The organism is Algiphilus aromaticivorans DG1253 (genome assembly GCF_000733765.1).
Lineage (GTDB): Bacteria > Pseudomonadota > Gammaproteobacteria > Nevskiales > Nevskiaceae > Algiphilus > Algiphilus aromaticivorans.
Map to the genome: position 1 here is coordinate 1,622,149 of NZ_JPOG01000001.1, position 21,223 is coordinate 1,643,371.

Consider the following 21,223-nt stretch of genomic DNA (forward strand, 5'->3'; position numbering starts at 1 on the left):
GAAAACCGCACCGCTACAAGAGCAATCGCTGCCCCTGGAACTCGGGCGATTCTTCGCCTTTTTCCTGTTGGACCCCACGCCCCCTTGGGCAGCCCTGCCTTTCGGCAGGGGGTGCGTCGGCATCGTGCAAGGCATGCTCCGCACGCTATCCACAGAGGGACGGCGAGCGCGAAGCGATGGCAACGCACCATCCGCTCGACGTACACAAGAATGCAACGAGGAGGGTCACCCATGCCGTCAGAGCTACCGTCGCAGCAGCGCGTCACCATCAACGGCCTTTCCATGGCTTACGCCGAAAGCGGCCGTGGAGCCCCGATCTGGTTGCAACACGGCAACCCGACATCTTCCTACCTGTGGCGAAACATCATTCCGCACCTCAGCGAGCTCGGGCGCTGCATCGCCCCGGATCTGATCGGCATGGGGAATTCCGACAAACGCCCTGGCCAGGATCCGGACCGCTATCGCTTCGTCGAGCACCGCGCCTTCATTGATGCCTTCATGGATCAGGTACTGCCCGACGAGCCCGTAATCCTGGTCCTGCACGACTGGGGCTCGGCGCTGGGCTTCGACTGGGCGCGCCGCCACCCCGAGCGGGTGCGCGGGATTGCCTACATGGAGGCCATCGTCAAGCCACTGAGCTGGGAAGAGTGGCCCGAAGGCTTCCGAGAAACCTTCCAGGCTCTGCGCAGCCCTCAGGGCGACAGCATGATTCTCGAGCAGAATCTGTTCGTCGAGAGCATCCTGCCCAACGCGATCCTGCGCGATCTCAGCGAAGAGGAAATGGCGTGCTACCGCCAGCCCTTCCAGACCCCGGGCGAAGACCGCCGCCCCACACTGACCTGGCCCCGCGAGCTTCCGATTGCCGGCGAGCCCGCCGATGTCGTCGATCTCGTCACGCAATACGGCAAATGGCTGGCAAGCAGTCCGGTACCCAAGCTGTTCATCAACGCCGAGCCGGGCGCGATCGTGACCGGCAATGCCCGGGACTTCTGCCGCAGCTGGCCGAATCAGCAAGAAATCACGGTACCCGGCGTGCATTTCGTGCAGGAAGACGCGCCCGACAGCATCGGCCAGGCCATCGCGCAGTGGATCACGCGCCTCGGCAACTAGCGCCACAAGCCGGAAAGCGGAGCCGGCCCGTAGCGCCAAACGCAGCCGGCCCAAGCAGCCGGCGCACAGAACAAGGGGAAAAGCAGCCATGACTCGAATCGACACTCGCGCCCTCGGCAGACTGACAGGCGCCCTGCTCGCCTGTACGGTCATCTCGGCGCAGGCCTCACTCATCGTATCGCCGCACACCGCGACGCGTGACGGCGACCTTGCCGGGGCAGCCGGCGCCTCACCGGACGACGCCGGTAGTGCCTCGCTGACGAATCCGGCCGGCGTCGTCGGTCCGCTGAGCAAGCAGATCGTCGGCGCTGTCGCAGCCATCAGTTTCACTGCGCATTACCGCGACGACCGACGCGGCTTCGACCAGATCAGTAACGAGACCCCGCTTTTCATCAATCTCTGGTACGGCCTGGGCGAAGTGGCGGGCTGGCACATGGGCATCGGCGCCTATGGCTCGGTAGGCACCGCCTTCGATTTCGCCGCAGACGGTGGGCAGGACACGCCTTTCCTGGGCAAGCTCGCCCTCGTCAACGTCGGCTTCCTGGCCGGACGGCAGATCACGCCCGATTTGCGCGTCGGCCTGCAGATCGCGCCCAACTACGCCGAGCAGAGCGTGAAGCTGCCGAGCCCCCTGGGGCCGGTCGAGTTCGACGGCCTCAAAGGCGCCGGCATCGACGGTGCGCTCGGTTTGGTCTATGACCCCTCCGAGAAGCTCTCCTTGGGCCTTAGCTATCGCACCCGCGGTTACACGCGGCTGGAAGGCGACGGCCACGTCGGCGGTACGGAACAGGACCTCGTCCTGGATCTCTATACCCCGCAAAGCGTAACCGCGGCCTTCGATTATGAAGCCATGCCCGGGCTGCACATCATGGGGCAGACCAAGTGGACGCGTTACGACGACTTCGAATCCGGCCATTTCGACTTCGAGAAGAGCGACCCCCTGGATCAGCCCTATATCGCGAATGCCACCAATCGTTTCCGCCATTGGCTGGCCGTCGAGTACACCGGCCTCAGCAACCGGGTGCTGCGCATCGGTTATACCCAGGAGCCGTGGATGATCGAACCCAACGCGGTGCGGCCGACGCTGTTCGATACGGCCGACAAGATGATCATGGTCGGCTACGAGATGCAGTACGAAAGCTACAACATCGGCTTCACGTACGGATATACCAGCGGGCGCCAGCGCGACATATCCCCTGAGCAGAACCCCGATTTCGCAGGCAATTACCACAGCGAAATCCGCACCGGTTTCGGTGTGCACTTCACCTGGAAGCCGTAACGCAATCGAATCAGAAGTCACATCGGGGTAACGGGAAAGCGCCAGGTCGCGCGTCCTTGACCAATATCTCTCCCGTAATGGGGCGGAGGGCCTGAGGCCACCGCCCCTTTTTTGGTTTGCCCGCCGTACCGGACATCGCACCACCGTGCCCGAAACGAACCACGGCCTCCGTCGTTAGGTGCGTCGCAACGCTTCTGCCGAAACAGTTGCATCCCCTCGCGTGCGTGGTGGTCTCATGGGGCTCTAAGACCGCGAGGCGCTAGACGCGCACGCCAATTGCCTGCAGCGAGGATCTCCGCTCAACCACGCACCGCTCGGTCACCCGCTGCCCCAAGGCTTCCACGGTCACCGGATGCAGCGACGGCGCCGCAAATACCCTCCCTAAGGCAGGGGCTGCCTCCGTATCCGGGGCCAAATCTTTCCCCAGGTGCTACGACGACATCGTCGTGATTCCAATCCACCAATGCACCCGGAGGCCAGACACCATGGAAGCAAGCGTCGCGCAGCGTGAAGATGCCCACTCATCGGAGGCCTATATCGGCCCCATTGAAGCGATTGACGTCAGTCAACCGGAGCGCTTCGCCGAAGACAGCATGTGGGACTACTTTTCACGGCTGCGCAACGAGGACCCCGTTCATTACTGCAAGACCAGCCAGTTCGGCCCGTACTGGTCGGTGACGAAGTTCAAAGACATCATGCATGTCGAGACGCACCCCGAACTGTTCAGCTAAGAGAACCGGGACGGCGGCATCACCATCATGAGCGACAATTCTATCGGCAGCCTCCCCATGTTCATCGCCATGGACCCGCCGAAGCACGATGAGCAACGGGCCTCCGTAAGCCCCATCGTCGCACCAGACAATCTTGCACGCCTTGAGTCACTGATACGGCAACGCACACGCGACGTCGTGGAAGGCCTCCCGATCGGCGAGAGCTTCGATTGGGTCGAGCGCGTCTCGATAAACCTTACGACCAAGATGCTGGCCACGCTTTTCGACTTCCCGTGGGAAGACCGGCACCTCCTGACCTACTGGTCCGATGTCGCGACGACGCTTCCCGGCGCCGGCCTCATCGAGTCAGAAGAAGAACGCCAGAAGCCAATGCAAGACTGCGCGGTCTACATGACGCGGCTCTGGAACGAACGCGTCAATTCGGAACCGGGCAACGACGTTCTGTCGATGCTCGCGCACTCTGACAAGACACGATGCATGAATGAGGCCGAATTCCTCGGGAATATCTTCCTCCTCATCGTGGGTGGCAACGACACGACACGCAATTCCATGAGCGGCGGTCTCTATGCATTGAACCGCTATCCCGAGCAGTACAAGAAGTTGTGCCAGCAAAAAGATCTGATCCCGAGCGCAGTCTCGGAAATCATTCGCTGGCAAACCCCGCTGGCTCATATGCGGCGCAATGCGACCGCTGACACGGAGCTGGGTGGCAAGGCCATCAAGAAGGGCGACAAGGTTGTCATGTGGTACGTCTCCGGCAATCGCGACGAGGATGAATTCGACCGGCCCGAGGAGCTGGTCATCGACAGGCCGAGTGTTCGTCGGCACCTCTCATTCGGATTCGGCATTCATCGCTGCGTAGGCAACCGGCTTGCCGAGATGCAGCTGCGGATCCTGTGGGAGGAGCTACTGAGCCGCTTCCCCAACCCCGGGCAGATCGAAGTGATCGGCGAGCCAAAGCGCGTGATGTCGTGCTTTGTCAAGGGTTATGAATCCCTTCCCGTCCGCATCCATAACGGATAACCCACTACGACTCCGGAGACAACGAGTTCATCATGGTAAAAATCACGTTCATTGCGGCAAACGGGGCCGAACGGACCGTCGAGACCCCCGACGGCACCTCGATCATGGAGGCGGCAACCGGCAATCTTGTTCCCGGCATCGACGGCGACTGCGGTGGCGAAGCCGCTTGCGCCACCTGCCACGTCTACATCCGCCCCGAATGGGCGGACCGGCTTCCCCCCATAGGGAGTCAGGAAGAGACCATGCTGGGGGTCGTGGACGGGCGCAAGGAAAACTCCCGGCTCGGGTGCCAGATCACGCTCGGCGAGGAGCTCGACGGCTTGGTCGCGGAACTACCGCTAGCACAGCATTAGCCCCGCCTGCGACGGGGACTGCCTGTCTTTATCCGCCCACTGATTTCCGGAATTCGGCCGACGCACGCCTCACGGTCGCTCCGCTCCTCTGGCGTCGCGGCCCGACCCGCCTCGCTCAGTCCGCGCGAAGCACGCGCCAGCCGAGACTCTGGCCGGCATGGAAGGGTCGGATGCGCAAGCCGCCTGCCTCGACGATCTCCGGCACCGTCCAGGCGCAGCGCTCCAGCGTCACGCTGCCCTCGTTCAGTGGCAGGCCATAGAAGCGCGGCCCGTTCTCGGAAGCGAAAGCTTCGAGTTGCTCCAACGCCCCTTCCTCCTCGAAGACCTTGGCGTAGCTTTCCAGCGCCACCGGCGCGCTGAAGATGCCGGCGCAGCCGCAGGCACTTTCCTTGTCGGCAATCGCGTGCGGCGCGGTATCCGTGCCCAGGAAGAACTTCGGGTTGCCCGAAGTAGCCGCCTCGCGCAGGGCGATGCGATGCTGCTCCCGCTTGGCCACCGGCAGGCAGTAGTTGTGCGGGCGGATGCCGCCCACCAGCAGATCGTTGCGGTTGAGCTCCAGATGGTGCGCGGTGATGGTCGCAGCCACGCGCTCATCCGCGGCACGCACGAAATCCACCGCCTCGCGCGTGGTGATGTGCTCGAAGACCACCTTCAGCGCCGGAAAGCGCGCCAGCGTCGGCGCCAGCACGCGCTCGATGAACACGGCCTCGCGGTCGAAGATGTCGATATCGGCATCCACCACCTCGCCGTGCACCAGCAGCGGCATGCCGATTTCCTGCATGCGCGCCAGCACCGCATCCAGCCGACGGATATCCGTCACGCCCGCGGCCGAGTTCGTCGTGGCACCCGCCGGATAGAGCTTGCAGGCCGTGAACACGCCTTCCGCATGACCGCGCGCGATCTCTTCGGGGTCGATCTCGTCGGTCAGGTAAGCCGTCATCAGTGGCGTGAAACCGGCCTGCGCCGGCACCGCCGCGAGGATGCGATCCCGATAGGCGCGTGCCGCGTCCACCGTGGTCACCGGCGGGGTCAGATTCGGCATGATGATCGCCCGCGCAAAGGGCCACGCCGTGTGCCGAGCAACCATCGTGAGCGTATCGCCGTCGCGCAGATGCACATGCCAGTCATCGGGGCGGCGCAGCACAAGGCGCTCGGCAGAGGGGTCGACCGGCATGGGTTTTATCCGCAGGCAAACGGCGCCGAAGTCTAGCAGGGAGCCGCTGAAGGCCCGCTAGCCCTTCACCCGCGGATCCCTTCGATAAAGCGCGCAAGATCGGAGGCAAAGCGCTCGGGCTCTTCCCAGTGAAGACCGTGCCCCGCGCCCGCGTAGACCACGAGCCGCGAGCCGGCGATGACCGCGATGAGAGCATCCTGGTCCGCTCCGGGAACCATGGCGTCGGCATCCCCCCAGACGAGCAGCGTCGGCGCCCTGATCGTGCCGAGCGCCTCCGAGAAATCGCCTTCCAGTACGCCGGCCACCGCGGCCCGCCACACGTCTGCCGGCAGCTTCAGACTCTCCTGCACGATGGTCTCGAAGAAGGCCTGCGGCATCGGCTGTGCAAGCGTGCTTTCCTGAAACTCGCGCACGAAGCCCGGATCCACCGGATCCTGCATCGTCGCCACCACCTCCGAGAGCTCCCGCGGAACCGGACTCTTCGGCAAGCTCGCGAACGCGGCTATCAGGACAAGCCCCCGGACACGGTCCGGGTAATCAACAGCGAAGCGCTGCGCAACGGCACTGCCCAGCGAGTGGCCGACAACGACGGCAGCTTCCACGCCGAGTGCGTCCATGAAGGCCGCCACGTCCGCCGCGTAATCCTGGAAACGGTAGCCCGCCTCGGGTCGACTCGAATCACCATGCCCCCGCAGCGTCAGGGCGAAAGCACGAATCGAGCCCGGTAGATGCGGCAATACCCGTTCATAGGAGTACCAGGAATCACTGAGCCCGTGGAGCAGCACTACGGGGGTGCCCGCGGCATCACCCTGCTCGGCGTACTGAAGGGTCACGCCAGTGGGCAGCTCGACAGATGGGGTCTGGGGCGCCATCTCCGCCTCCTTTGCTCATGCCGATGCTCAGCAATCTAAGGCCGCGCTCGCGCTTCGAGCGCACGCAGCGCACTGATTGCTGCGAGCAGCATGAAGAAAGCACCGGGGATAAACAAGATGCCGTAGCCGGACATGCCGACAGCAATCTGTGCCGTGAGCAGCGCTGCCGCAAGCGCCTGGAAAAACGGGCGGATGCTCATGGCAAAGAAGACGAGCGGGAAAAGCACGATCAGGACCGGCAACGAGAAGAAAATGGCGGCTCCCCGGCGGCGTTGCCGCTGCCACTGCCTCGCCACATCGCCTTCCATGACCACCGTTTCATCCGGTGCGGCAACGGGAGCTGATTCGATTCTGATCTGAGCGCCCTCGGAAGCCACAGGACCGGGCGATTGCGTCTGAAACAGATAGCCCGAAGCGAGCGCCGTAAACACCACTGCCAGCGCAACCAAGACCTGCTCAGGCCGATTCTGACAAAGCGGCAGGATCTTCCTCTTCAACAGCACAACGCGAACCAGTGACCAAAGCGCCACGGCCAAGCTTGCGACAACCACGAAGGCGCCCGAATGCAACATTGCCGTGACAAACGCGTTCACGCCTTTGCCTCCCAACGCCTGCGTTCAGCAGCGTTCACGGCAACAACCTTTGTCGCTGGCAACACGGCGAACCAGCCCAAACGCGCGCTGCAACGCCCCGTCAGCTTCCGCCTGCACCAGGCTTCAAGGCATTGAGCGTGTAGGCCCAGCGCCAGCCCAGCTTCTGCAGCGGCACGAAGCCGTGCGTCCTAAGGCATTCCGCGACCTCCTGGGCGTGCTCGAAATCCGGGTCGGGATGGTGCTCCGTGATGGACAGCACCCCACCCGGCCGCAACACGCGCGCGGCTTCCTGCAGAAAGCCTTCGCGATCTTCGATCTCGCCGAACACCGTCACCAGGAACAAGGCATCGAAGGCCGCATCGGCAAAGGGCAGCGCCTTGCCATCCGCCTGCCTGGTCGAGAAATTCCGGATACCGGCAGCCTTCAGCTTCTCGGCGCAGATATCCAGCATCTGCTGCTGGATATCGAGCAGCGTCAACGTCCCCTGCGGAATCTTTCGGGCGACCTCCACACTGTAGTAGCCCGACCCCGCCCCGACTTCCAGCACCTGCGCATCCGGCGCAACCGGCAAACGCTCAGCCACCGTGCGAGCCGACATGATCACGGCACGACCGGGAAGATCCAGTACCCAAGTCATCTCGTGCGGAAAAACGCCCCGCCCGAACGCGCGAGACCATGTCTCCAATTGATTGATTATTTTCATAAATTCCCTTCTATAAGCGGCCTCCAAAGAAGACCCGCGGTGCGCACACACCGTGGCGCGACGCACATGCTGCTACCGGCCCCTCATCCTACAGCCAGCCCCTGACCTTCGCGGCCAACCAGGGAGCCAGAGCCGTAACCAACAGCACCAAGGGCCAGATGTTCCCACCCTCGAATGAATAGGCCTCGAGGAGTACGGACAGGGGCTTGCCCTGCGCCAAGCCGAATGAAAACTCAAAGACGAGCGTCAGCACCAGCCACATAAGACCGATACCAATTAGCTGACTACCCCCGAGAACACCAAGCCAAGGTAGCGACAGGTACGTCACGAACAGGATGAGACAAGAAAGCAGCACGCCACTGACCACCAGGCCCGGTACCTCGCCCAAAGTCGCGGTCAGAACAACCTCTCGAAACATACCGTTGGCAATGGCTAAGCCGAGGATAGCCACCCAGACAGAAAATGCTTTTCCGACTACTGCCAGCGCCATATTTCTTCGTTGAAACCTAACGCGAAGCTAAGCGGCGCCACGACAGTGGCGTCCGGTGGACCGCCGTCAGGCCGGGAACAAACTTAAGCGACTTGTTAAATAATTTCGAACTCATGATCTCCGTACGCTCCAAGCAGGACATCCTCATGGGTTTCTTCCATTTGATTGTCAAAATAGCCCCAGTGCGTAAAGCCGAGCTTGCTCGCCAAACCAAGCACTTCGCGAACTGCAGCTCTTGAGACCCTGTGGTCGATGGCTACACTTCTTTGAAGTGGCAAGCTATCGGTGCCGAAGCTTGTGCATGAAACCACACCTGCAGACGATAGCTCATTCTTTATACTTTCAAGATCACCAAAGTTTTTATTAACACCGAAGCTCAATTCCTTTATCAACTCACCCTGACTGTCTGAGGTAGTGGGCGTAACTCTATCCTCCAGCTCGCTAAGTTTTTGAAATATCTCTGTAAGCTGGAAATCACTTTTTGGAACTTTTACCGTTTCATTGGTCTTTTGACTCAAATACGTTGAATAGTAATGATCTTCCTGCAGTTCCGGTCTAAATTTTGTTTGGAGACGAAAAACTGAAAACAAAAACAAAGGAACATTAAGAATTGCCGCCAGAACAAGAGAAACCGACTCGAAAGAACCTTGCTCCATATTGGCAGCGGCAAAAAGAAACCCACTGTTAACCGTAAAAAGCCCAGCCAACCACGCACCAAGTAGTTGGATGGGCTTGTTAATTTTCTCTGGGCTTATCTTGGATGCGGTCATAGAAATCCAACTTTAACGCGTGAATTAGCCCGCGGCATCGGAGCCGCTCCAGAATCCATCCCAACCCTCCGCCTGGATGGCCGGCAGTATTCCGTGATGCGACAAACAAACATAAACCGGCTCAATCGAGATTACGGCAAGATAACCAGATTCCGCCGCCGCGTCCCCCTCAACCAGTGACTCCGTAACAACACCCAACGAGAAGTCCCACTCAATGAGGCACGGCCCACCACTGAAGCCACCACGAGCAATTGAAGAAACAATAAAGTGAGGATGTCCACCAGTGTACTTATCAATGATGGCGTTGACCTCAGCTCGGCTTGCGATAAGCGTGGGCTCACCGGAAAACGGAACCGGTGGATATCCCATGACTACGACTTCTGCTAGAGAAAACGCTTCGTCATTTATCCAGTCGTCCAGATGTGAGCCCATAGGAATAACTGGGCACTCCAAGCCTTCGACCACAAACGCGGCAATATCGACCGAATCGTCAGGATGAAACATTGGCCCGCGCACCACTCGACCAGCCGACGGGAAAATCGACCGAACCTTACCTTCGACTCCATGGATGGTCGTATTCCCGCTCTCATCTGGCACATATCGTATAATGGTATTCGCCACCTCAAGAATCTGGTTCCCATCAACTACGTGGCGCGCAGTAACGAACACGCCTTCTCCTACATGGAACGCGGATCCAACGGACTGATCCCCATTAGGCAGTTCAACGCAGACGTAAACGACAGCAGCCGCATAGCTTTCAAATAGTTCGCGTGGGGTAAGTGATGGCATGAAGTAGGAGAGCGGGCTAACGCCGCGTTCACCGGCTTGTCCGGTGCAACGCTTGGTTATCCGTATTATCTATCGTATACCACTTGCATGGGCCACCCTCGTTAGCCCGCCACGAACTTGCAAACTTCACTAGAGTGCTCCCGAAGAAATGCCTGTTTATTTGGTAACGGCTCGGTAGCGTGCGGCGGTGGCTGATCCATAAACGAGAAATGGCCGGCACCTTCAGTAATGCGAACATCCACTGCTTGCGAACCACTAATGGCATGAGCCAGCCATTCAGTTTGGCCAGGAGGAGTGATGCTATCCTCGGAACCCACCCATGCCAGAATTGGAACTCTTACCGCATCAAGTGCACCAGGCGCTTGGAAAAAGCCGGTGGGTGACGCCAATAGAGCGAGCCGAGTCAATCTGCTATCCGGTACAATATTAACGCGCCGACCAGGTCCCAACCACATCTGTGCTCCCGCTAGAGCGATAAGCGTGGCTGCGCCGATAGAGTGTCCAGCACCTGATACTTTAGCACCGGGCTGAGCGAAGGCGTCTAGAGCGAGGGATAAACGTCTTGCGCGAAGGATCAAATCTGTTTCGCTAGGCATTGGCGAGGTAAGTCGCTCAAAATGTGGTGCGACCACCGTGAAGCCTGATTTAGCGAGTGAGCCCAGGCTGGTCTCAAGAATCAAGTGCAACGCTTTCGTGAAATTTCGCCATTTCGTGGGCCATGACTTCTTCAGGCGTTTGCCAGTCCAGGGTTTTGCGTGGTCGCCCGTTGAGCAGGCGGGCGATGTCGTTGAGCTGGGTCTGGCTGACCGAGGAAAGGTCGGCGCCCTTGGGCAGGAATTGGCGCAGCAGGCCGTTGATGTTTTCGTTGCTGCCACGCTGCCAAGGCGCGTACGGGTCGGCGAACCAGATGTCGAGCTTCAGGCGTCGGGCGAGCTCGTCATGACGCGCCATCTCGCTGCCCCGGTCGTAGGTGAAGCTCTCGCGCATGAAGGCGGGGACCTTCTTCATCTGACGGGTAAAGCTCTCCAGCGCCGCATCGGCGCTGCAGTCGGCCATCTTGCAGAGCACGACGAAGCGCGTCTTGCGTTCGACCACGGTGCCGACAGCCGAGCGGTTGTAGGCGCCCTTGATGAAATCGCCTTCCCAATGGCCCGGCAGTTTGCGCTGCGTCACATCCTCGGGGCGATGAACGATGCGCAGATCGTCCGGCACCACCATGCCGCCTTTGCCGGCGGCGGTACGCCGTTTCTGGCCGCGCTGCGGCTTGTGCTGGCGCAGCGCCTCGACCATGGCCTTCTTCAGCGCCCCCTTGGGGTGCGCGTAGATGGCCGCGTAAATGGTCTCGTGGCTGATCTGCCAGTCAGATTCGTCGGGAAACATGCGTTCCAGTCTGCAGGCGATCTGCTCCGGCGACCAGGCGAAATAGATCAGGCGGTCGTGGACGTACTGCCACAGCGGCATGCCGGGTTGCAGCTTCCGATGCCGCCCGCAACGATGTCGTCGCTGCCGGTAGGCCGCACTCGCTGCCGTGGCGTCGTACGCCTTGCCGGCCAACGCATTGCGCCGACACTCGCGCGATATCGTCGACGGCGAGCGCCCCAACCGCCGGCTGATCTCTCGCGTCGTAACCTTCTGCTCAGCCAAGAGCATGATCGCCGCCCGTTCCTCCGCCGAGAGATGGCGGTAGCTTCTTCTTGTCATCGCAACACCGTATCTGCATCAGAGGTGGGTGTTGCACTTGGTTATTGAGTCTAAGAAGAAGTGAGGAGTGACGTGCCGGATCGCCTCCCGATCCTACTGCGAAAAGCACCACCCGGGAGACACTTGTGGCTTCGAATACCGAGACTTCAAATGACTCGGCCCCATCCTGCAATATCTGCGTCTGCATTAAACTTTTGCTCCTTGCGCCGATTGATGCCGATACGGATAACGCCGCGCTCACCGGCAAATTTGGAGCGCAGCGCAAAATTTGTCCGAGTGCAGCGCTTTGTTAGACACAAAAACTAACTAACTTTCACCATGGTCGGAATCATTCTCATCTATAGGTTTTTGGCTCAATATCTTTTTACCAGTGAACATCGCAGAAATTATGCTCCCGCCCTCTCTTACTTCAGTTAGTATTACCGCTGCAATATGTAAAAAGATGACAAAGCCCAAGACGAAGAAATTGTATTCATGAGTCGTAATAAATGGTTTACGGAAGGAACGCATACGTTCGTAGGCTGCAGCGTCATACATTTCCCGCGCATAAGGCACTAATGTATCCGGGTTAACGCTAGGCGCGGCTATCCACTGCGCAATCGAGCCCCCAAAAGGAGGGTAAAATAAATCTGTGCCGGCTAAAACTAACCCAGTGATCGCTTGGATAGCAAGAAGTATAAACAAAACAAAAACACTTAAGCGCCCCAGTGGATTGTGGCCAAGATATTGTTCGGGCCGACCGGAAATAAAAGCGATAACATAGCGATGCACTGCCTGCTTAAATCCCTTTCCTCCGGGCAGAATGGAGCGCCATCTGGCATAACGATTTCCCCAAAAAGCCCAAATAAAGCGCCAAAAAAGGTTCAAGACAAAGATATAGCCAATTAGGGTATGAACTTCTTTTAGCGAAATTTTTCCGTCATCAGATAAGCCGAGAGAACTTGAATTGAGAATCACCAGGCCCACAGCCATAAGACTGAAAACGCACAGCACGTTAATCCAGTGAAACCATCGAGTCCAAGAATCCCATACAGCATAAGATTTCAGATCATTCATAGAAATTATCCTAGTTGTCTAACAGTGATTGGGCTGCACGCTGCATGATTGCATCACACTGCGCGCTTCATAACTCCGGGGCGCCACGGATGTGCAGTTCGCACGTTCCTTAAATATTTCAATAAGTTGGCGCATACCGCTCGAGCGCGGCTTGTGTTCGTTTGACTGCGGCATTTTGCTCATTCAATAATACTGTATGTATGTTCACCATGCGTGAGGGCCAGTCATGGATGGGCACATTCGGCGTCCGCGACTGCGGGAGCAGCTTCGCGAGGTCATTCGAACCCGTCGCTACAGCCGGCGCACAGAGAAGACGTACTGGTACTGGATTCGGTACTTCATCCGCTTCCACGGCATGCGGCATCCGTCGGAGATGCGCGAGGAGGAAGTACGCGAGTTCCTGACCTGGTTGGCAACGCAGCGCAACGTCGCGGCGGCCACACAGAATCAGGCACTGAACGCGCTGGTGTTTCTCTATGCCAGGGTGCTGGATCAGCCTTTGGGGGACATCAACGGCACGGTACGGGCGAAGCGCCCGCCGCGACTGCCTGTGGTGCTGTCGCATGCAGAGGCGCGAGAAGTGATCGGCGGACTGGGGACTCCATACAAGCTCATGGCTTCTCTGATGTATGGCGCCGGATTGCGGGTAACCGAGTGCGCGCGTCTTCGGGTCAAGGATCTGGATTTTTCGCGGCGGGTGATCACGGTTCGTGATGGCAAGGGCGGCAAGGATCGAACGACGCTTTTGCCGGACTCTCTGATCGCGCCGTTGCAGTCCCGCGTTGAATCGATAAGCGCTGGGCACCGCGAACGACAGGATGGGGACGAAATTCCGGTAAGCCTTCCGTTCGCGCTGCGCCGCAAATACCCGAATGCGGGCACGTCGCTGCAGTGGCAATGGTTGTTCCCTTCCGATGGCCTGTGCCGGGACGACGATGGTCGCGTCGTGCGGCACCACATCCATGTCAGCAGCGTGCAACGGGCCGTGAAAGCTTCGGTAAAACGCAGCGGTGTTCACAAGCCAGCCGGTTGCCATACCTTCCGCCACAGCTTCGCCACCGAGCTGCTGCGCCGTGGCACCGACATTCGAACGGTGCAGGAATTGCTCGGGCACTCGGATTTGCGCACCACGCAGGTATACACGCACGTGCTCGGACGCGGGTTTGCGGGGGTGACGAGCCCGCTCGGCTAGCAGCCTACCCCGCAATTCCGGACCCCGCCTTAGGCGGCCAGTTCGCACCGCCGTCCGAGCGCCGAGCGTGAAACGGAAGCGCGCCCTCGCCGACACTCTCGCTTCCGAAGAAATATCGATTGGTCAAACGCTGCGCATCTGCGCGCCCCGGCATCCCCCGCCCCCAACGCCACGTTGACTGGCAGCGTGCCGGATCGTCGCGCGGAAATCCAACGCGCCTACCGGATCAGCTCATTGCAGTAGTGACTGCAATTGCTCCCAGCCGATCACGGTCACACCCAGGCTCTGCGCTTTCTCCAGCTTGCTGCCGGCGTTTTCGCCAGCCAGCAGGTAGTCGGTATTCTTCGAGACCGAGCTGGATACCTGGCCGCCCTGGGACTTGATGAGCGCGGCGGCCTCGTCGCGGGTGACGTCGGGCAACGTGCCGGTGATGACGAAGCGCTTGCCGGCCAGGGCGTCGCCGCGCGGGCTCTTGGGCTCGGGCCAGTGGATGCCGGCTGCCAGCAGGGCGTCGATGACGGCCTGGTTGTGCGGCTCCTTGAAGAAGTCGCAGATCTCGGCGGCGACGACCGGGCCGACGTCGGGCACGGCGGTGAGCTGGGGGAAGCGCTTGGTGGCGGGTTTGATGTCGCGCGTGCCGTCGTCCGCTGCGGCGGCTTCGCGCAGGGCCTCGATGCTGCCGAAGTGCTCGGCCAGGGCCTGGGCGGTGGTTTCGCCGACATCCGGGATGCCCAGCGCGAAGAGGAAGCGTGCCAGCGTGGTGTTGCGGCTCTTGTCGATGGCGGCCAGGAGATTGTCGGCGGACTTGTCTGCCATGCGCTCCAGGCCCAGCAGGGTGTCCTTGTCCAGCTTGTAGAGGTCGGCCGGGGTTTCGACCAGGTCCTGATCCAGCAGCTGGGTGAGGATCTTGTCACCCAGCCCGTCGATGTCCATGGCGCGGCGGGACACGAAATGCGCCAGGGCGGCGTGGCGCTGCGCCGGACAGGACAGGCCATTGGTGCAGCGCGCGACCACCTCGCCTTCCGGGCGCGCGACTTCGGCGCCGCAGACCGGGCACTGGTCGGGCATCTGCGCGCGCCGGGCATCCTGGGGGCGCTTCTCGGGGATGGCGCGGACGACCTCCGGGATGACATCGCCGGCGCGGCGCAGCACGACCGTGTCACCAATGTGGATATCCTTGCGCAGCATCTCGTCGGCGTTGTGCAGCGTGGCGTTGGAGACCGTCGCGCCGCCGACGAAGACAGGCTTCAGCCGTGCCACCGGCGTGACTGCGCCGGTGCGGCCGACCTGGAACTCGACGGCCTCCAGCACGGTTTCGGCTTCCTCGGCCGGGAACTTGTGCGCCAGGGCCCAGCGCGGGGTACGCGCGAGGTGGCCAGCCTCTTCGCGCAGGGCGATGTTGTCCAGCTTGTAGACGACGCCATCGATGGCGACGTCCATGATGTGGCGGAATTCCAGCAGACGCTTGTAGTGCGCCAGGCAGCCTTCGACGCCGGAGACGAGGGCGGCATAGTCGCTGGTCGAGAAGGCCCACTGAGCAAGACGCGCGATCAGGTCGGCCTGGGTGGGCAGGCCCAGCTCGCCTTCGCCGCTGCCGAGGGCGTAGGCCATGAAGGACAGCGGCCGGCGGGCGGTGACGGCGGGGTCGATCTGACGCAGGCTGCCGGCGGCGGCGTTGCGCGGGTTGACGAAGGTTTTCTCGCCGTTGGCGGCCAGTGCGGCGTTCATGCGCTCGAAGGCGGACTGCGGCATGACGACCTCACCACGGACCTCCACCAGCGCGGGCGCGTCGGCGCCCAGGCTCAGGGGAATGTCGCGCACCGTGCGTAGGTTGGCGGTGATGTCCTCGCCGGTGCGACCGTCGCCGCGGGTCGCGCCGCGCGTGAACTTCCCCTGCTCGTAGCGCAGCGTCACGGCCGCGCCGTCGTACTTGGGCTCGGCGAAGTAGTCGAGCTGCTCGCCGCCCACCAGATCGCGCAGGCGGCGGTCGAATTCATGGACTTCGTCGGCATCGAAGGCGTTGGCCAGCGACAGCATGGGCGTGCTGTGCTGCACCGTCGAAAAAGCGTCCGACGGTGGCGCGCCGACGCGCTGGGTGGGCGAATCCTCGCTCTGCAGCTCGGGGTGGGCGCGCTCCAGCTCGACCAGCTCGCGGAAGAGCCGGTCGTACTCGGCGTCGCTGATGGCGGGGGTGTCGTCCTGGTAGTAGCGGCGGTCGTGCTCGCGGATGGTCGCGCGCAGCTCTTCGATACGCGCGCTGGCCGCTTCGGCGCTCATGCCCGTCGCTTGTGCCAGTCCAGAACGTCGTTGCGCAGGCGCTGGGCGGCCTCGGCATCCAGTGGACGGCGCTGCTCGTCGAGCAGCACTGCGTCCAGGCTCTCGGCGATGCGACCAGCCGTAGCGAGGACATCGTCGATTACCGCCAGCGGATCATCCTGGCCGTCGAGGAGCGCGAAGAGGCTCAGGCCCGGTGTCTCGAAGCGGTCGGCCTCGCCCGGGTCCAGATAGCCCGGCTTGCGCATGTTGGCGACATGGAACCAGGTGGTGCCATTCACGCGGCGCTCGTAGGTCAGGCGCTCGCCGGGCTCCAGGCCCAGCCCGTGCAGGCAGCGGTGGATGGCGGGGCCGGCGATGGGCTGGCCCTCGCTCTGCACCAGAAAGAGCGAGACGATGTAGTCGTCCTGCGCCGGTGCGGGGCCGGCATCCTTCTTGGGCGCCGGCGACTCTGCGACGGGCTCGGGTTCAGGCTCAATCTCAGGCACAGGCCGCGGCTCCGGAACCGGCGCGGACGCCGGGGCGGGAGCGGTGTCGGCCTCGGGCGCCTGCGCGGCGCGGCGCTTGCCGCCGACGCTGCGCGGTTCGCCGACACCGAACTCGTCGAAGCCACCGGCAGCGCGTTGGGATTTGAGCAGGTCGAGCTGTTCCTCGCCGCCGCCGCCATCGACGCGCGGCGCCTTGCGCTCGCGCGGCGCCTCGTTGCGGCGATAGCTGACAAAGCCGACCACCGCGATGGCGACCAGCGCGAAGATGAGCAGGGACAGTTGTAGTGCAGTCAAGCGGCTTCTCCGGCCAGGCTGGCGGCTTCCTGCACGTTGACGCTGACCAGGCGCGAGCTTCCCGGCTCGGCCATGGTCACGCCGTGCAGATGCTCAGCGAGCGCCATCGTGATCTTGTTGTGGGTAATGATGACAAACTGAACGCTCTGGGACATCTCGCGGATGACATCGCAGAAGCGGGTGACGTTGGCATCGTCCAGCGGCGCATCGACCTCGTCGAGCAGGCAGAAGGGCGCCGGGTTCAGCTCGAAGAGCGCCAGCAGCAGCGCCACGGCCGTCATCGCCTTCTCGCCGCCGGACAGCAGGTTGATGGTGGTGTTGCGCTTGCCGGGCGGCCGCGCCATGACGCGCACACCGGCGGCCAGCAGGTCGTCGTCGGTCAGTTCCAGCGAGGCTTCACCGCCACCGAAGAGCTTCGGAAAGCGCGCCGAGAAGCGGGTGTTCACCATCTCGAAGGTCTCGCGGAAACGCTGGCGCGTCTCGCGGTCGATCTTGCGGATCGCCTCTTCGAGGGTTTCCAGCGCCTCGGTGATATCGGCGTGCTGCTTGGCCAGTTCTTCGGCGCGCTCCTGGGTCTCGGTCAGCTCGTCGATGGCCGCGAGGTTGATGGCACCCAGCCGCTCGATGCGCCGCTGCAGCTGCGCCAAGCGCTCCTGCCAGGCTTCGGCCTCGGCGCCCTCCTCCATCTTCTCGGCTACTTCGGCGCGCGTCACGCCGAATTCCCCGAAGCGCGCGGCCAAGGTCTGGCGCTTGGAGTCCAGCGTGCTGTAGGCCAGCCGCGCCTCCTGCAGGGCGGATTGCGCCGTTTCGCGCTCGCCCTGCGCTTTCTGCTCGGCCAGACGCGCCTGCTGCAGCGTCTGCTCGTGATTCTCCATTTCCGTGCGCGCCGCCGCCAGCGTCTTGCGCGCTTCCTCCTGCTTGCCGCGGGCAGCCTCGACGGTCTTCTGGGCCTCGGAGACCGCCGTCTCGCGCGCCGGCTCCTGGCGACGCTGAGAGAGCGTCTCGGCGAGCTGGCGGGCGCGCGAGGCTGACTCCTCGGCCTGCTTGCCGGCGGACTCGGCCTCGCTCTGCGCCGCGGCCAGACGCGCCTGCAGGTCCGAGACGCGCTTCTGCTGCTCGGCCAGCTTCGTGCGCGCGGCTTCGCGCGCCTCCCGCGCCTGCTTCTGGGCGGTGGCGAGCTGCTCGCGCTTCTCGCTCAGCGCCCGAGCGCGGGCTTCCTGCTCGGCCAGCGATTCGCGCAGCTGCGCGCAGTCGGCCTCACGCTCGGCGTGCTCGCGCTCGACCTCGGCCAGCGCCTCGTCCAGGCGCTGGCGCTGGGCACTGTGCTGGTCGAACTGTTGCTGGGCCTTGTACTCGGCGGTCTGGGCACGGGCGTGCGCCTCGCGGGCGCGTTCGGCCTCGGCGCTGGCGCTGCGTCGCGCGGCCACGGCCTCGGACTGCTCGGCGGCGGCGGCCTCGGCGCGCGTCTCCAGATCCTGCAGGCGGGCACTGACATCGGAGAGTGCGGCCTCGATGCGCTCCAGCCTGCGGCTGCGCGCGATGACGCCCTCGCCCTCGCCTCGGGGTGGCGTCCGCAGCCAGCCGCGCGCGCGCCAGACGCCGTCGGGCGTGACCACGCTGACGGCGTCGTCGGCAGCGTCGAGCACGGACTGGGCGCTGGCAGCGTCACGCGCGCAACGCACATCGACGAGCAGCGCACGCACGCCGGCCGGGGCGTCGACCTGTGCGGCCAGCGAATCCTCGTCACCAGCGCCGCCGGCGGCGGCGTCGCGCACCACGGCGGCACCGGCTTCGGGCGCCTGGTCAAGGGCGGCCAGGGACTTATCCAGATCAGGCGCCAGCGGTGCCTGCAACAGACGGCCGAGCACATGCTCGACAGCCGTTTCCCAGCCCGAGGCGACGCGGATGCGTTGGCCCAGGCGCTGCGCCTCGCCGAGCCCAACGGCGTGCATCCAGTCATGCAGCGCCGGGTCGTCGTCGCCCAGTGCGGCGGACTGCAGTGTCTGCAGCGAAGTCTGCTCACTCTGCAGGCGGGTGTGCTCGTTGCGGCATTCGGCGAGCTGCTCCTGCAATTCGCCGCGGGCGGACTCGGCCTTTTCGGCGCGCGACTCGGCCGCCTCGGATGCCTCGCGCGCGGCCTTGAGCTTGTCGGCAGCCTCGGTGGTGGCCTGGCGCGCGGCTTCCAGCCCTTCGGCGTCCGGCTCCGGCGTGCGCGCGCGCTCGGCCTGCAGGCGCTCGCGCCGCTGATTGAGCTGCTGCAGACCGGATTCCCGCTCGCGCAGGCGCGTGCGCTCGCCGGCGAGCTGCTCCAGCGGCTCGCGGCTTTCGCTGTCGTGGGCGGCCAGCGCGTTGTCGGCCGCCTCGGCGGCGGCCTCGGCCTGCTCCAGCGCATTGCGGGCGTCTGCCAACTCGCGCTCGGCGGCTTCCCGCTCGGCCTGCAGCTGCTGCTGGCGGTTGCGCGCCGTTTCGGCCTGCTGCTTGGCCTCGGCCTGGCGCGCCTCGGCACGCTGCTGCTCGTCGCCGAGATTGGCGATCTCGCGATCGCGCATCTCGGCCAGCTCGCGCGCGTGGCGCAGGGACTGCTCGGCACGGGCGGTCTCGGCCTCGGCGGCGTAGTAGGCGCTCTGCGCTTCGTTGAAGCGGCCTCTGGCGGCCTCCAGCTCGGTCTCGGCGCGCAGGCGCGCGTCGCGGGCCTCGTTCAGCGCGACGCCGGTGCTGCGCTCGGCGGCCTCACCCTCGCGCACGCGCTCGGCGGCGGCTTCGGCCTCGGCCTCGGTGTCGCGGGTGTTGAGGAAGTGGATCTCGACCTTGAGCTTTTCCTCCTCCTCGCGGTAGCGCTTGTACTTCTTGGCGTTCTCGGCCTGACGTTCCAGCGCCCGGGCGCGGGCGCGCACCTCGCCCAGCAGGTCGTCGAGACGCGACAGATTCTCGCGGGTGCTGCGGATGCGCGATTCGGTCTCGCGCCGGCGCTCGCGGTAGCGCGAGATGCCGGCGGCTTCCTCCAGCCACTGGCGCAGTTCCTCGGGCTTAGCCTCGATCATGCGCGAGACCATGCCCTGTTCGATGATGGCGTAGCCCGAGCGCGTACCCAGGCCGGTGCCCAGGAAGAGGTCGACGACGTCGCGGCGCAGACACTTGGAGCCGTTGAGGAAATACTGCGACTGGCCGTCGCGCGTCAGCTCGCGCCGCACGGCAACTTCACTGTAGTGCGCGTAGGGCCCCTGCAGCGTGTGGTCGCTGTTGTCGAAGGACAGCTCGATGGAGGCGCGGCCAACCGGCTTGCGCGAGCGCGAGCCGTTGAAGATGACGTCCTCCGAGGAGGCCGAGCGCAGCTGCTTCATGCTGGATTCGCCCAGCACCCAGCGCACGGCGTCGATGATGTTGGACTTGCCGCAGCCGTTGGGTCCGACCACCGCCGTCAGATTGGACGGCAGCGGCAGCGTCGTGACATCGACGAAGGACTTGAATCCGGCGAGTTTGATCTGCGAAAGGCGCATGCGGCGGGTTCGGACACCGGCTGCAGAAGATTGGTCGGACCTGACGGAACCGCTATTTCCGGCAGATCGGGTTTCAGCCCGATGACAGCGCCTGCAAATGGGCGGGGCTGTCGGGCTGAAGCCCGACCTACGGAGATGTCGGAAATATCAGGATGTCGGAATTATGACGCGATGAAGAATCATTGCGGTGCCCTAGTGTAGTGCCTCGCGCCGAAGCATCCGCTCGCGTGCGGGCGAACAGGCCGCGCCGGGGCCCGGGCGCTGGTTTAGCATGAGCGCCCCACCCCTCCCCGCCAGCCGTCATGACCACGCAGCCCGACCGCAGCCTCGAGCGCTTCGACAACCCCGCGCCGCAGCGCGACTACACCATCCGCATGCGCCTGCCCGAGTTCACCTGCCTGTGCCCGAAGACCGGCCAGCCGGATTTCGGCACGCTCTATCTCGAGTACGTACCGGAGGCGCACTGCCTGGAGCTGAAGGCGCTGAAGCTCTACGTCTGGGCCTTCCGCGACGAGGGGCACTTCCACGAGGCCGTCACCAACCGCATGCTCGACGACATGGTCGCGGCTATTTCCCCGCGCTTCATGCGCCTGACGGCGGTCTTCAACGTGCGCGGCGGCGTCTACACGCACGTCGTGGTCGAGCACCGCGCCGAGGGCTGGCAGGGCGCGCTGCCGCCGGCGGCCTGGCATTCGGACCCTACCGCGGCGGCACTGCCGGGCGGCTGAGCCGTCACGACTCCGACAAATCCATTACGCAGAATCTACGAGTGACGCGGCACGATGCCGGGTGCACCATTGTGTACAGTCATTCACACCCCGGATTCGCTCCACG

The 21,223-nt window shown here is 63.2% G+C and carries 17 protein-coding genes and 1 pseudogene; 6 read left to right on the forward strand and 12 right to left on the reverse strand.

The features are described from left to right. The first annotated feature begins 231 nt into the window (after nt 1-231). From U743_RS07520 to U743_RS07535, 4 genes and pseudogenes are all read left to right on the forward strand, one after another. Nucleotides 232-1,110 carry a haloalkane dehalogenase gene (locus tag U743_RS07520; protein WP_043766976.1) on the forward strand — a complete coding sequence of 293 codons (879 nt, stop codon included), beginning with the start codon at nt 232-234 and terminating at the stop codon, nt 1,108-1,110. A gap of 88 nt (nt 1,111-1,198) precedes the next feature. Next, nucleotides 1,199-2,389, forward strand: coding sequence for an OmpP1/FadL family transporter (locus tag U743_RS07525; protein WP_043766979.1), 1,191 nt, complete (start codon nt 1,199-1,201; stop codon nt 2,387-2,389). Between the two features lie 485 nt (nt 2,390-2,874). After that, a pseudogene (locus U743_RS07530) lies at nt 2,875-4,143 on the forward strand (cytochrome P450). A 32-nt stretch (nt 4,144-4,175) separates the two neighbouring features. Continuing rightward, a complete protein-coding gene (locus tag U743_RS07535) occupies nt 4,176-4,496 on the forward strand; it encodes a 2Fe-2S iron-sulfur cluster-binding protein (RefSeq protein WP_043766981.1) in 321 nt (106 codons plus the stop codon). Nucleotides 4,497-4,611: 115 nt separating this feature from the next. Here U743_RS07535 and pyrC read toward each other — a convergent pair whose 3' ends face one another. From pyrC to U743_RS18715, 9 genes are all read right to left on the reverse strand, one after another. Beyond that, nucleotides 4,612-5,670, reverse strand: a complete 1,059-nt coding sequence (gene pyrC, locus U743_RS07540; RefSeq protein ID WP_043766985.1) for a dihydroorotase — start codon at nt 5,668-5,670, stop codon at nt 4,612-4,614. Between the two features lie 65 nt (nt 5,671-5,735). Further along, nucleotides 5,736-6,542, reverse strand: coding sequence for an alpha/beta fold hydrolase (locus U743_RS07545; RefSeq protein WP_052367683.1), 807 nt, complete (start codon nt 6,540-6,542; stop codon nt 5,736-5,738). Nucleotides 6,543-6,577: 35 nt separating this feature from the next. Next, on the reverse strand, nt 6,578-7,135 hold the full coding sequence (locus U743_RS07550; protein ID WP_043766990.1) for a hypothetical protein: 558 nt from the start codon (nt 7,133-7,135) through the stop codon (nt 6,578-6,580). Nucleotides 7,136-7,235: 100 nt separating this feature from the next. Beyond that, nucleotides 7,236-7,904 (reverse strand): class I SAM-dependent methyltransferase, encoded by a 669-nt coding sequence (locus U743_RS07555; protein WP_156966366.1) that lies wholly within the window; start codon nt 7,902-7,904, stop codon nt 7,236-7,238. Nucleotides 7,905-7,926: 22 nt separating this feature from the next. Next, nucleotides 7,927-8,328 (reverse strand): hypothetical protein, encoded by a 402-nt coding sequence (locus U743_RS07560; protein ID WP_043766994.1) that lies wholly within the window; start codon nt 8,326-8,328, stop codon nt 7,927-7,929. 95 nt (nt 8,329-8,423) lie between these two features. Beyond that, a complete protein-coding gene (locus tag U743_RS19055) occupies nt 8,424-9,098 on the reverse strand; it encodes a hypothetical protein (RefSeq protein WP_156966367.1) in 675 nt (224 codons plus the stop codon). A gap of 24 nt (nt 9,099-9,122) precedes the next feature. Beyond that, the gene (locus U743_RS18710) at nt 9,123-9,887 is read right to left on the reverse strand and encodes a S1 family peptidase (protein WP_084191432.1); all 765 of its coding nucleotides are present in this window, start codon (nt 9,885-9,887) and stop codon (nt 9,123-9,125) included. A gap of 669 nt (nt 9,888-10,556) precedes the next feature. Beyond that, nucleotides 10,557-11,588: an IS30 family transposase gene (locus U743_RS07570; RefSeq protein WP_084191256.1), complete on the reverse strand. Its 1,032-nt coding sequence runs from the start codon at nt 11,586-11,588 to the stop codon at nt 10,557-10,559. A gap of 306 nt (nt 11,589-11,894) precedes the next feature. Further along, the gene (locus tag U743_RS18715; protein ID WP_084191433.1) at nt 11,895-12,644 is read right to left on the reverse strand and encodes a cytochrome b/b6 domain-containing protein; all 750 of its coding nucleotides are present in this window, start codon (nt 12,642-12,644) and stop codon (nt 11,895-11,897) included. 226 nt (nt 12,645-12,870) lie between these two features. Between U743_RS18715 and U743_RS07575 the strand changes: the two genes are divergently transcribed. After that, nucleotides 12,871-13,836, forward strand: coding sequence for an integron integrase (locus U743_RS07575; protein ID WP_043766999.1), 966 nt, complete (start codon nt 12,871-12,873; stop codon nt 13,834-13,836). A gap of 231 nt (nt 13,837-14,067) precedes the next feature. On the opposite strand, the gene ligA is transcribed toward U743_RS07575, so the two are convergent. The 3 genes from ligA to smc are packed head-to-tail and all read right to left on the reverse strand — an operon-like array spanning nt 14,068 to nt 20,389. Beyond that, nucleotides 14,068-16,113, reverse strand: coding sequence for an NAD-dependent DNA ligase LigA (gene ligA, locus U743_RS07580; protein ID WP_043767003.1), 2,046 nt, complete (start codon nt 16,111-16,113; stop codon nt 14,068-14,070). Next, entirely contained in the window at nt 16,110-16,892 is a 783-nt protein-coding gene (locus U743_RS18040; protein ID WP_052367686.1) for a cell division protein ZipA C-terminal FtsZ-binding domain-containing protein, read from the reverse strand. The genes ligA and U743_RS18040 overlap by 4 nt, the downstream gene beginning before the upstream one ends. Next, a complete protein-coding gene (gene smc / locus U743_RS07590) occupies nt 16,889-20,389 on the reverse strand; it encodes a chromosome segregation protein SMC (protein ID WP_043767006.1) in 3,501 nt (1,166 codons plus the stop codon). Before smc ends, U743_RS18040 begins: the two co-directional genes overlap by 4 nt. A 302-nt stretch (nt 20,390-20,691) precedes the next feature. On the opposite strand from smc, the gene queF reads away from it, so the two are divergent. Beyond that, nucleotides 20,692-21,117 carry a preQ(1) synthase gene (queF, locus tag U743_RS07595; protein ID WP_043767009.1) on the forward strand — a complete coding sequence of 142 codons (426 nt, stop codon included), beginning with the start codon at nt 20,692-20,694 and terminating at the stop codon, nt 21,115-21,117. The last annotated feature ends 106 nt before the right edge of the window (nt 21,118-21,223 follow it).